This window comes from Deinococcus sp. YIM 134068 (assembly GCF_036543075.1).
Classification (GTDB): Bacteria; Deinococcota; Deinococci; order Deinococcales; family Deinococcaceae; genus Deinococcus; species Deinococcus lichenicola.
This window is the reverse complement of sequence record NZ_JAZHPF010000005.1, coordinates 97,481-108,900: the sequence shown is the minus strand read 5'-3', so window position 1 is coordinate 108,900 and position 11,420 is coordinate 97,481. Positions and strand designations below refer to the sequence as shown.

At 68.7% G+C, this 11,420-nt stretch carries 9 protein-coding genes and 1 pseudogene; 5 read left to right on the top strand and 5 right to left on the bottom strand.

Going from position 1 to position 11,420, the window contains the following annotated elements:
* Positions 1-40 precede the first annotated feature (40 nt).
* Positions 41-970, top strand: a complete 930-nt coding sequence (locus V3W47_RS07485) for a ferritin-like domain-containing protein (RefSeq protein WP_331824572.1) — start codon at positions 41-43, stop codon at positions 968-970.
* Positions 971-1,026: 56 nt separating this feature from the next.
* Here V3W47_RS07485 and meaB read toward each other — a convergent pair whose 3' ends face one another.
* The 5 genes and pseudogenes from meaB to bamA all read right to left on the bottom strand — a co-directional run bounded on the left by meaB (position 1,027) and on the right by bamA (position 8,018).
* Positions 1,027-1,986, bottom strand: coding sequence for a methylmalonyl Co-A mutase-associated GTPase MeaB (meaB, locus tag V3W47_RS07480; RefSeq protein ID WP_331824571.1), 960 nt, complete (start codon positions 1,984-1,986; stop codon positions 1,027-1,029).
* Positions 1,987-2,335: 349 nt separating this feature from the next.
* Positions 2,336-2,697 (bottom strand): annotated as a pseudogene (gene panD, locus V3W47_RS07475) (aspartate 1-decarboxylase).
* Between the two features lie 59 nt (positions 2,698-2,756).
* Entirely contained in the window at positions 2,757-4,322 is a 1,566-nt protein-coding gene (locus V3W47_RS07470) for an NFACT RNA binding domain-containing protein (protein ID WP_331824570.1), read from the bottom strand.
* A 175-nt stretch (positions 4,323-4,497) separates the two neighbouring features.
* Complete coding sequence (locus V3W47_RS07465) at positions 4,498-5,205, bottom strand: SHOCT domain-containing protein (protein WP_331824569.1); 708 nt, start codon at positions 5,203-5,205, stop codon at positions 4,498-4,500.
* A gap of 251 nt (positions 5,206-5,456) precedes the next feature.
* Positions 5,457-8,018, bottom strand: coding sequence for an outer membrane protein assembly factor BamA (gene bamA, locus V3W47_RS07460; protein ID WP_331824568.1), 2,562 nt, complete (start codon positions 8,016-8,018; stop codon positions 5,457-5,459).
* A gap of 224 nt (positions 8,019-8,242) precedes the next feature.
* On the opposite strand from bamA, the gene V3W47_RS07455 reads away from it, so the two are divergent.
* The 4 genes from V3W47_RS07455 (at position 8,243) to V3W47_RS07440 (ending at position 11,385) form a co-directional block, all read left to right on the top strand.
* Positions 8,243-8,887 carry a YggS family pyridoxal phosphate enzyme gene (locus tag V3W47_RS07455; RefSeq protein WP_331824662.1) on the top strand — a complete coding sequence of 215 codons (645 nt, stop codon included), beginning with the start codon at positions 8,243-8,245 and terminating at the stop codon, positions 8,885-8,887.
* Positions 8,888-9,054: 167 nt separating this feature from the next.
* Entirely contained in the window at positions 9,055-10,107 is a 1,053-nt protein-coding gene (locus V3W47_RS07450) for a sensor histidine kinase (RefSeq protein WP_331824567.1), read from the top strand.
* Positions 10,104-10,688: a response regulator transcription factor gene (locus V3W47_RS07445; protein WP_331824566.1), complete on the top strand. Its 585-nt coding sequence runs from the start codon at positions 10,104-10,106 to the stop codon at positions 10,686-10,688. The genes V3W47_RS07450 and V3W47_RS07445 overlap by 4 nt, the downstream gene beginning before the upstream one ends.
* Positions 10,689-10,869: 181 nt before the next feature.
* Positions 10,870-11,385 (top strand): hypothetical protein, encoded by a 516-nt coding sequence (locus V3W47_RS07440; RefSeq protein WP_331824565.1) that lies wholly within the window; start codon positions 10,870-10,872, stop codon positions 11,383-11,385.
* The last annotated feature ends 35 nt before the right edge of the window (positions 11,386-11,420 follow it).

The following is an 11,420-nucleotide window of genomic DNA, read 5'->3' as shown; positions in this document are numbered from 1 at the left end:
GTGAAGCTGCCCGCAGAGGCGGCATTCATTGGAGAACCCCATGAACTACGACCACAGCACCGACCAGCCTGCCACCGATTCTTCCCTCAGCCGCCCCATCCTGAACCGCCGGGCCGCCCTGGGGACCCTCGGCAAGCTCGGCCTGGGGGCCGCCGCCCTCGGTCTGGGTGCGCCCGGCGCACTCGCCGCCCCCGCGAAGAACATCGACGTGGACGTGCTGAACTTCGCGTTGAACCTTGAATATCTGGAGGCCGCCTTCTACCTCGCCGCCGTGGGCCGCCTTCAGGAGTTGCGCCGCATCGGCGGCGGGGCCGAGATTCGTCTGCCCGCCGGACTCGATCCTATGATGGGGATGCAGTTCATAGACTCCAACACCCAGGCGTTCGTGCGCGACATCGCGGAGGACGAGCTTCAGCACGTGAAGTTCCTGTCCGGGGCGCTGGGCAAGGCCGCCGCGCCCCGGCCCGTCCTCGACCTCGCGGGGGCCTTCGACGCCGCCGGGCAGGCCGCGAGCGGCGGGGCGATCAAGGGCTTCAACCCCTACGCGAACGACCTGTTCTTCCTGCACGGGGCCTTCATCTTCGAGGACGTGGGCGTGACCGCCTACAACGGCGCGGCGACCCTGATCACCAACCCCGCGTACCTCCAGGCGGCGGCGGGCATTCTCGCCACCGAGGCGTACCACGCGGGGGCCATCCGATCCATGCTGTACCTGCGCCGCCAGGAACTCGCGGCGGCGGGGCTGTATGTCGGGCAGGTCGTGGGCGCGATCAGCAACCTGCGCGGCAAGGTCGGCGGCGGCAAGGACACGGGATTGAGCAACGCGAGGGGAGCCGTCATCGCCCCCACCGATGCGAACGGCGTCGCCTATGGCCGCAGCACGCGCGAAGTCCTGAATATCGTCTACCTCGCTCCGAATGCACGGAGGGGGGGCTTCTACCCCAACGGGCTGAACGGCACGATCAAGTAGGGCCGCAGGGGAAGAGGGGGCGTCCGCGTGAGTGTGGGCGTCCCCTCCCCTCTAGCTCAGCCCCCCATGAGCGCCGTCACGCCCTGCACGGGCGTCAGCGTTCCTGCCAGCACCTCTGCCCGCAGCGCCCGCAGCCGCTCGGGGTCCACGCCCGCCTGAAACGCGCGCCACGCCGCCTCCCTCAGCAATTCCTCGAACCACGCCCCCGTCTGCGTGCGGCGGCGGCGCTCCACCCGCCCCCCGTCCGAGCGGTAGTCCTCCACCGCCGCCCACACGTCGTCCAGCCCATCACCTGTGAGTGCGGAGGCTTGCAAAACACGTGGCTGCCACGGCGCACCGTGAGGAGTCAGCAACCTGAGCGCCGCCGTGAGTTCCTGCGCCGCGCGCCTCGCTGCCGCCGGGTCCACGTCCGCCTTGTTCACCACGCACAGGTCGGCGAGTTCCATGATGCCGCGCTTGATGCCCTGGAGTTCGTCGCCCGCGTTCGGCAGCGTGAGCAGCACGAAGAGGTCGGTCATCGCCGCGACCTGCGTCTCGCTCTGGCCGACGCCGACCGTCTCCACGAGCACCACGGTGGAGCCTGCCGCCTCGCAGAGTGTGATCGCCTCGCGCGTGCGCCGCGCCACCCCGCCGAGCGTGCCCCCGCTGGGGCTGGGCCGGATGAAGGCGTTCGGATGCACCGTCAGCAGCGGCATCCGCGTCTTGTCCCCGAGGATGGAGCCGCCCGTCCGCCCGCTGCTGGGGTCCACCGCCAGCACCGCGACCCGGTGCCCCGCGTCCGCCAGCCGCACCCCCAGCGCCTCGATGAAGGTGGACTTGCCCACCCCCGGCACGCCCGTCAGCCCCACCCGCACACTCCGTCCGGCATGGGGCAGCACCTCGCTCAAGAGGGCTTGTGCCTCCCGCTCGTGGTCGGGCCGGGTGGACTCCGCGAGGGTAATGGCTTTGGCGAGGGCGCGACGTTCCCCGGCGAGGAGGGGGGCGGCGAGGGGATGCGGCGGGTCTCCGGCGGGCATGGGGGGTAGTTTGGCGTGTTTAGGCGGCCAGCGGCCAGCTTCCAGCCGCCAGCACAACCCATGAAGGGCCGTATCAAGTTGCAAAGCCTGTTCTGTTCTCCCTCCCCCTCGAACGCCTGATGGAGATAGAAGGTGAGCGTCCTATCTGTGCTTCCTGCTCCCTCCTTGTGACGCCTGATGTGCAAGAGAAAGCCAGTGTGCCAGAAGTGCTTTTTGCTTCCTCTCCCCGTGCGGGAGAGGGCTGGGGAGAGGGGTGACGAGCAACGCTCGTCCTTCTACGAGACGCTGAATACGCCTCTCTTCCTCGCTCCGCCCTTCACATCAGGCCCCCGTCCTCAAGTGGCTTGATCTACGTGGGCTGAAGCTCCAGCATCCTATTCCTCGCGTCACCAGCACCACGCGCGGCTCCAGCGTGCGGGCCTCCTCCTCGCTGTAGTTGCCGGAGGCGGCGATGATCACGAGGTTGCCGGGCTGCACGAGGTGGGCGGCGGCCCCGTTGATCCCGATGACGCCGCTGCCACGCGGCCCGCTCAGGGCGTAGGTGCTCAGGCGGTGGCCGTTCGTGATGTTGTAGATGTCCACGCGCTCGTGAACGAGGATGTCCGCCGCGTCCAGCAGGTCCTGATCGGTGGTCACGCTGCCCACGTCGTCGAGGTCTGCCTGGGTGACGGTGGCGCGGTGAATCTTGGCCCTGAACAGGATGCGTTCCACGGGCGGGAACTGTACGCGCGCCGCTGCCGGGGCGTCGTGACCTGCGGGCGAACCACGTCCTACCCCGCCGCCCCGCCCTCCTCCGGCACCGTTCCGTCCACGAAGACCGTCTTCTGGTCGGTGTAATGCACCTGCCCGGCGGGCGCGCCCTTTGGTCGCCACACGAACTTGACGCGGGTGTAGTCCACCGGGACGTTGCTGCTGCCCCTCGCTTTGGAATGGGCGGCGGCGAGGCGGGCGGCGTACAGCAGGTCGGGCAGGGCGAGGTCCTTGCCCCCCGTGCGGACGAGGACGTGGCTGCCGGGATAGCCCTGCGCATGGAACCAGTAGTCCAGGCTGCGCCCGATGCGGTGCGTCAGGGTGGCGTTTTCCTTGTTGTTGCGGCCCACCAGCACCTCGAAACCGCCCGGCGTGGTGAAGCGGATGCCGTAGGGACTCCTCTCCGGGCGCTCGGCCTGCAATGTGGCGGAGAGCGCCTCCAGGTCCTCCAACCCCGCCGCGTCGAGGTGGGCCAGCCGCCCGCGCGCCTCCTCCAGCTCGGCGCGGAGGGCGGGTTCGCGCTCGGCCAGCCGCTCGTACACGTCCTCGCGGCGGCGGGCGCGGGTATAGCGTTTCTCGGCGTTCTGCACGGCGGAGAGCTGCGGATCGAGGGCGACGGGCACCTCGCCGCTCCCGTCGAAGGCGGGCAGGAGGACGGAGGCTGTGCCGGGTTCCACTGTATGCGCGTAAGCCATCAGGAGGTCGGCCTCGGTGCGGTCCTGCGCCGCCGTGTCCAGCCCGGCCTCGGCGCGGGCCACGTCCGCGAGCTGGTTCTGCACGAGGGTGAGACGTTTGTCCAGCGGCTCGCGCAGGGCCTTGCGAAGCTGGGCGGCCTTCTCCGTTCGCGCCGCCTCGCGTGCCCCCTCGCGCATGGTTCCCTCGCTGACGGTCGGATCGTCCGCGAGCGAGCGCAGGGCCGTCAGCGCCTCCGGCCAGCGGTCGCCCGGTGCCTCGTCCGACTTGAGGCCGCTGCGGCGCACGAGTTCGGCCCCCAGCAGCAGCCCCAGCCCGTCCACCCGCTCGCGCCACTTGCCAATGGGCAATTCAACCAGTGTCCGCGCGTCCTCCTCCGTCATCCGGCGCGGGTCGAGCTTCTCGTAGGGCGGCGGCGGCGTGTAGACCCCGCCCGTCCGCACCGTGCGGAAGCGGTTGCGGCTCCCGGTGATCTCGCGGGCGGCGAGGGTGATGCGCCCCTCGAATCCCTCGCCCGCCTCCAGCACGAGGAGGTTGGCGTTGCGCCCCGTGACCTCGAAGAGCAGGCGTGCGGGCGGCTGGTCCACGAAACCCGTCTCGCCCGCGAAGTGCAGCGCGAACACCCGGTCGAGCTTGAGTTGCTCGGCCTTGATGAGGTCGCCCCGCACCCGATTCGCCAGAAACCGCTGGAACCCGTTGTTCGGCTCGCCCCGTAACCGCTCCCGCGAGAGGAACACGACGGGCTGTGGCGGGCGGTACGCGAGGACGAGGTTGCCCACCCCGTCGAGCAGGAGCGCGGCAGTCGTCTCGTCGGGAAAGGCCCAGCCCAGGTTCCGCCCCGGCAGGTGCCCCGACAGGTCCCGCAGCACCCGCGCGAGCATCAGCCCCTCCATGCGCGGGCCTCATGGGTGGGTCGTCGGTCGTGGTTCATCCGGGCATCGTAGCGGGTGGGGGCTGCCTGCGGAGGTGGGAGTAACAAAGAACCCCCACGCTCGAACGGGCGGGCTGGGAGGAAGGGTAAGATGCCGAGGGACATAATTATCAGGGCGACTATAGGAGTCTTCCAACTTATTCCTGTAAAAGGCGTGCTTTGGCCACAGCGAACTCTGTATCAGTTATAGTACCTGTTGCATGAAGCTCTGCCAATTCTTTGAGAAGATCGACAAGTGTAGATTTAGATGCTGTATTGGAGTAAGCGTTGCCAGACCTTAATAGCGCAGTCCTTGCGTTTAAAGCAGCGACGATCTGCCTAGCCTTGTCAGTTTGTTCTGGTGTGAAGATGGTGACGTTTTCATAACGGACGGCATGTCCAGCAGAACCACCACGCGGGGCATCTTTCACACCCGGAATGCTAAGCTCAATACGACCATACATAGAGCTGATTGCAATTTCAACGCCATTAATAGCAGAGTAGGGATAGCTTTTAATTTTTGAAGATGTTGAGGAACTTGGTGAAGCTATAGAACCACCAGCCTGCCAACCACTTTTGTATATAATAACCCTGGTAGAGGTGAGGAAAATCGTTGCGTCCGAGTATTGGTGTTTCAGGTACTCTTGAATGAGTTCGCTTGGCTCCAAATTATCCAGAATCATTTGACGAAGACTATCGGGCAAATCGCTGGGCGCACGTCCTTCTCTAACAAGGAGGTCATACTTACTATTTAGTTCCTCCTTCGTCTTGTCAAGAATTGCCTGCTTGTTGAGTATTGCCGCTTCATATTTAACTCTGTCCCGTTCTATGGCCTCGTTCAAGCTCTGTTTCAACTTTTTAAACATATCAAAAATTATGCCGGATTTTTCCTTTCTGATATATTACAACGTATTCTCGTGAATGAGAGGGGCAGCGGTCACGGCTAGGGTTGGCCTTTGCGGCGGCGGCAGGTGAAAGCTGCCGCACGGCCTTGTAGCGGTGGTGAGCAGAAGGGGGGAACGTGAAAGGTCACTTCCCGCGTTTCTACACTCTTCTTCCCCTCAAAAAGAAGAGGCAGGCCCCGCAAGGCCCGCCCCTCCTCCCATTCCCCGCCCGTTTACCAGAAGTTGCCGATGCGGAAGTAGAACTTGCTGCTCGTGTTCTGGGGGCTGTAGCCGTAGTCGAAGCGCAGGGAGGGCAGGCGCGCGCCGCCGAAGCCAAGGTTGAGCTGCACGCCCGCGCCGAAGCCGTAGTTCAGGCTGAAGGACTCGTTGTCGCTCCAGGCGTCGCCCGCGTCGGCGAAGACCACCCCGTAGATGCCCTGCGTGAAGGAGTTGGTGAAGGCGAAGTCGTAGCGGTACTCGGCGCTGGCGGTGAAGTAGTTCGTGCCGAAGAGCTGGTTGTTGTCCAGGCCCCGGAGCTGCCGGGCCGCGACCGGGGTGGAGCCGCCGCCGATGTAGTAACCCGTGCCCGTGGGGGTCGAGCCGTTGATGGTGCCCGCATTGGCACGCACGGCGACTGTCTGCTGGCGGGTCTGGACGCCGAAGCCCTTGTCGAGGGTGCGGCCCAGCCCGAAGTAGGTGCTCGCGCCGCCCTCCAGGTCCACCCAGTTCACCGGGTTGGTGCCCGACACGCCGAAGTTGTACGACGCGTCGGTGTTCGCGCGCACGCCCCGGCTGGGGAACTCCGGGTTGTCGGTCGTGTCGTAGCCCAGCCCGGCGCGCACGCTCGTGGTGCGGGTGGTGGGGGTCAGCAGGGCGGTGGCCGCCGTGTTGCCCGTCTCGTCGTCGGGGTAGGTCGCGCTCGTCTCGTCGTCCTGGAGCGGTTCGAGGAAGTAGGTGCGGTAGCTCGTGCCCACGCCGAGCGACCCGACGAGGTTGCGCGTGATGTTGCGCCCCGCGCTCACCCCGAACGAGGTGGTCCGCACCGTGTACTGCCGCCCCGTGTCCACGTTCGTGCCCGAGGAGGAGTCGTACAGGGTGTTGTTGCCCGCGACCACGCTGCCCGTGGCGACCGTCAGGCTGGTGCGGTTCTCGCGGAAGTCGAGGAAGTTCAGGTCGAGCCAGGGAATCGTGTACGAGGCGCTGCCCACCGCGTTCTGCCCCGCGTCGTTTTGCTGCGCGCCCGCCGACACGCTGACGTTGTGCCCCAGCCCGAAGACGTTCGGGTTGCTGTAGGCCGCCTCGCCGCCGAAGCCCGTCAGGCTGTCGTAGGACAGGGCGAGGCTGACCGGAATGCCCTGGTTGCTCTCCGCCACGGTGAGCACGTAGGTCACGTTCTCGGGGTTCTGGGGGTCGCTGCGGACGTTCTCGCCGACGACCTGCACGTAGCCCAGCCGGGTCACGTCGGCGAGGCCCGCGCGCAGGTCGTTGAGGTTGAACAGGCCGCCCGGCGCGGGCAGCTCGCGCAGGATCACCCGGTCGCGGGTGCGGTGGTTGCCCTGCCATTGCAGCTCGTAGCCGACGAGCCTGACCTCGCGCACGTTGAAGGTCAGGGTGCCGTTCTCGAAGGTGATCGCGTCGCGGGTGCTGATCTCGTACCCGGCCTTGCGGTAGGCGTCGCGCACCGTGAGGAAGTCCTCCTGCGCGAGCTGGGGCGAGTACACGTCGCCCACCTTCGTCCGCACGGCGGCGGCGAGGGTCGCGCTGGGGACCCGCGTGTTCCCCCGGAAGGCGACCGTCCGCACCGGCCCGGTCGCCACCTGCGCCGCCCCGAAGTACACGGCGGCCTGCCCCGGATTCTGCGGGTCGGCCTGGAGCGCAAAGCCCACCGGCTTGCCCGTCGCGTTCGACAGCGCCCGCACGTCGGCCTGGATGCGCGCGGTGGACAGCGGCTGCCCCACCCGCGTTTGCAGGGTGGGCGTCACCGTCCCGGCGGGCAGCGCCAGCGCGTCGAGGTTCACGGCGGTCGCCCGGCCCTCGACCACGCGCACCCGCAGCACGCCCCCTTCCAGGCTGCTCGCCCGCGTGTTCACGCCGCTTTGCAGGTATCCGGCGGCGGTGTAGGCCTGCTCCAGCCCCTGCACGGCGGCGAAGTACGCGGCCACCGTGAAGCGTTTGCCGTCGTAGAGCGGGCGGAAGAGGTTCGTCACCGTCTCGCGCGGCAGGAGGGTCACGCCCTCGACCTCCACCCGCGTCACGGGGGCGGTCTCGTCCACGACGAAGTTGACGTTCACCGTGCCGTCCTGCGCCGTCCCGGTCGTCGCGCTGATGCTCGGGGTGAAGGGGAAGCCCTCCGCGCGGTAGTTCTGCGCCAGGGCCTCCTTCGCCTGATCGAGCCGCCCGGTGTTCAGGGTGGCTCCCGGCGCGATGTTCAGGAGTTCGGCGACGCTCGCCTTGAAGTCCTCGGCGCGCAGGAAGGTCAGCCCGGTCGCGTTCACCTGCCCGATGGTGGGGTTGGGCGTCACCGTGATCACGAGCGTGTCGCGCCCGGCGACGGTGCGGAGGTCGGCGGTCGCCGTCTTGAAGTAGCCCGTCGCCAGCACGTCCTGCTCGACGAGGCGCAGGTTCACCGAGGAGAGCGCCGCGCCCGGCTGCACACTGAGGGTGGCCTTCACGTAGTTGGACAGCAGGTCGCTCGTGCCGTTGACCACCACATCCTGCACGGTCGCGGCGGTCTGTGCCCCGGCGACCGGAGCGGCGAGGAAGAGGGTGAGGGCGAGGGTCTGGGAATGTCGCATGCTTCTCCTAGTCTGGCACGCGGCGGCGGCAAACCTCTGATGGAGGAGGGTCGCAAAGGCCGCCCACGCACGCGGAACTTTACCTTCCCCGCTCCCCCGCTGAGAAGGGTGAAGGTTTCTTGACGCGCCCTCCACCCACCGCGCGCCGGGGTGGGCTTGAGCGTGGCGGGGTGGCGGACGACAATACCGGGCGTGAGTCTCCCCGTCCGCCCGAGGTCCCCGTAATGCTGCCCGACGTGCTCGCCCGCCTGCGCGAGGCCGAGGCGGAGGCCGGACGCCCCCCCGGCAGCGTGCGCCTCGTCGCCGTGACGAAGGGGCAGGCGCTGGAGAGCATCCGCGAACACGTGCTCGCCCACGCCGCCCTCCAACCGGGGGGCTTCCCGCTCGGGGAGGGCCGCGCTCAGGAGTTGCGCGACAAGGCCGCCCTGCTGCCGGACGCCGAGTGGCACTACATCGGCCCGCTGCAACTGAACAAGGTCAAGTACATGCGCGTGGCCTCGCTCCTTCACGCGCTGGAGGACGTGCGGCAGGCTCAGGCCCTCGCGGACGCCGCCGCGAAGTGGGGCCGCGCGCCGGACGTGCTCCTCCAGCTCCACAACGGCGAGGAGCAGAAGCACGGCGTTCCCCCCGAACGTCTGCGCGCCGTGTATGACGAGGTGGCGGCGACCGGCCTCACCGTGCGCGGCCTGATGGTGATGGCCCCCGACACGGCGGACGAGGCCGCCGTCCTGCGCGTCTTCACCGACACGGCCCGGCGGGCGCACGATCTCGGCCTGCCCGAGCTGAGCATGGGCATGAGTGGCGAGTATCCCCTCGCCGTGCGGGCCGGGGCGACGCTGGTGCGGGTGGGGCGGAGCCTGTTCACTTAAGGGCCTCCCCCCGAAGCAGTTAGGGCTGTTTCCTCTCCCTCCCGGAAGGCCAGACCCGAAGCTGACTCCCCCCGTCAGGGGCGGGGGGCGGAGGGGGTTGACAGACGGCGTTCTTAGGCCTCCGGGCGTGAGGGTTCTGTCAGACCCTCCCTCCTACACTCCGGGACGTGAGCACAGGTGAGCTTTCGCCCCCGCTTCCCCAGGCCGCCACGCGGCGGTGGCAGGGCACCCTGCGCGCCCAGTTCACGCTGGTGATCTTCCTGCTGGCGTTCCTGCCGAACCTGGTGCTCACGCTCAGCGCGCGGCCCGACCTGCCGCCCGGCACGCTGCTGGGCTGGATGGGCCTCGCGGCGGCGACCTGCGGGCTGGTGGGCTACGTCCTGAGCGGTGCCCTCCTGCGCCCGCTGAGCCGTCTGGAGGCCGAGGTGCAGGGCGGCGACTTCGCCGAGCCGCACGACGACGACCCCGCCGAGATTCGGGCGCTGCGCGGTGCCTTCGGGGAGCTGCTGGCGCGGCTGGGCACCGAGCAGGGCCGCCGGGGAGCCTTCATGGCGACCCTCGTCCACGACCTCAAGACGCCCCTGATCGCCACCGGGCACCTCACCCGCACGCTGACTGAGGGGAAACTCCCCGACGCCGAGCGCCGCGAGGTGGGCGAGCAGATTCTCTCCGAGAACGCGCGGCTGCTCGCCCTCGTCGGGCAGATGGCCGACGCGCACCGCTACGAGCGCGAGGACGTGCGGGTTCAGACCCGGCCCACCGAGCTGCGCCCGCTCCTCGACGGGGTGGCCCGCCGCCTCACCTCACGGGCGGGGGCGCGCGACCTCACCCTCACCGTCACGGGCACGGGCACGGCCCTCGCCGACATGGGGGCGCTGGAACGCGCCGTGACCAACCTCGCCGACAACGCCCTGCGCTACGCCCGCACGCGGGTGGAACTCGCCGTCACCCCGGCGGGCGTGCAGGTCCGCGACGACGGCCCCGGCCTGGGTGCGCCGCTGGCCGAACTCGCGCAGCCCTTCAACGCGCAGCCCGTCACCATCGCCGGGCAGCAGTACACCGCCGGAACCGCCGGGCTGGGCCTGTTCATCGCCCGCCGGGTCGCTGAGGCCCACGGCGGCGGGCTGAGCTACGAACGCACTTCCCTTTCCCCAGAGAACGCCAACCCTGCCCCCCCCCACTCGATCCTCACCCTGCATCTGCCGGAGGTAACGCCATGAGACTCGTGATCGCCGATGACCACCCCCTCTTTCGTATGGGTCTGAAGTACGCGCTGCTGCACCAGGGCTTCGACGTGGTGGCCGAGGCCGCCGACGGCCTGCGCGCGCTGGAGGCCTGCCGCACCCATCAGCCCGACGCCGCCCTCCTCGACGTGAAGATGCCCGGCATGACCGGCATCGAGGTCTGCGACCGCCTGCGCCAGACCAACCCCGGCGTCGTCAGCGTCCTGATCACCACCTTCGCCGAACCCGCCATCGTGCAGGCCGCCCGCGCCGCCGGGGCACGCGGCTACGTGAGCAAGGAGTCCGACCCCGAAAGCCTCGCCCGCCAACTGCGCGACATCGTGGCCCACCCGGAGATCGACCGCCTCCCGCAGGTGGACGTGCCGCGCCTGACCCCCCGCGAGTCCGACGTGCTGCCGCTCCTCGCGCAGGGCTACAGCAACAAGGAGATCGCCAAGAACCTGCGCGTCAGCCCCGACACCATCAAGGACCACCTCGCCCGCCTGTACACCAAGCTCGAAGCCCGCGACCGCACCGAGGCCGTGAGCCGCGCCCGCAGCATCGGGCTGCTGCATTGAGCGCGCGGGAGGGAAACCGGGGAGGGGGTGGTGCTGGAGGCCGCCCCCTTCGCCGTTGGGGAGGGTCGCCAGTCGCCAGCTTCCAATCGCCAGGAAGGGCAGGGGCCGCTGGACTTCCGCTGTCGCTCCAGATGGCAAACCTGCTTGCCTTCCGCCGGGTGACTGACAAAATGAAGGTGTGATGAAGAAGCTTCGCGGCACCCTGCTCAGTCTCGCCGCCCTGACCTCCCTCGCCGCCGGGGCGCAGACGACCTTCTCGACCACAGTTCCTGAACGCGAGCGGGTCACGCTCTGGGCCGGATTGAGCACCGAATTCATCGTCCTGCCGGGCCTTCACCTCGGCCTGAGCGGTCCTATCGCGCAAGCGGGGGCAACGAGCGTCAGCCTGCGCGGAACGTTGGACACCATCGGAGTGCCGGGGCTGGACGCCTTCCTCCCCGTCGTGGGGGCGGACCTGCTGCTCAGCCGCCCGGTAGGTCCGGTCACAATTTACGGCGGGCCGGGAGTCGCCACGCTGCTGGGAGCCGTCTGGGGCGTCGGCGGCACGGTGGGCGTGCGCGACCGCTTCGGGGCCGGGCGGGTGGGCTGGTTCGGGGAGGCGCGGGCGCGGTACATCGTGGGCAGCGGGACTTCGGACCTGGCGAGCGGCATCGTCGTCTCGCCGGGGCTGCGGGCGGGGGTGACGTACCGCTTCTAGGCGTCCCTCTCCTCCCGCTCCGGACCGCTCTGTAC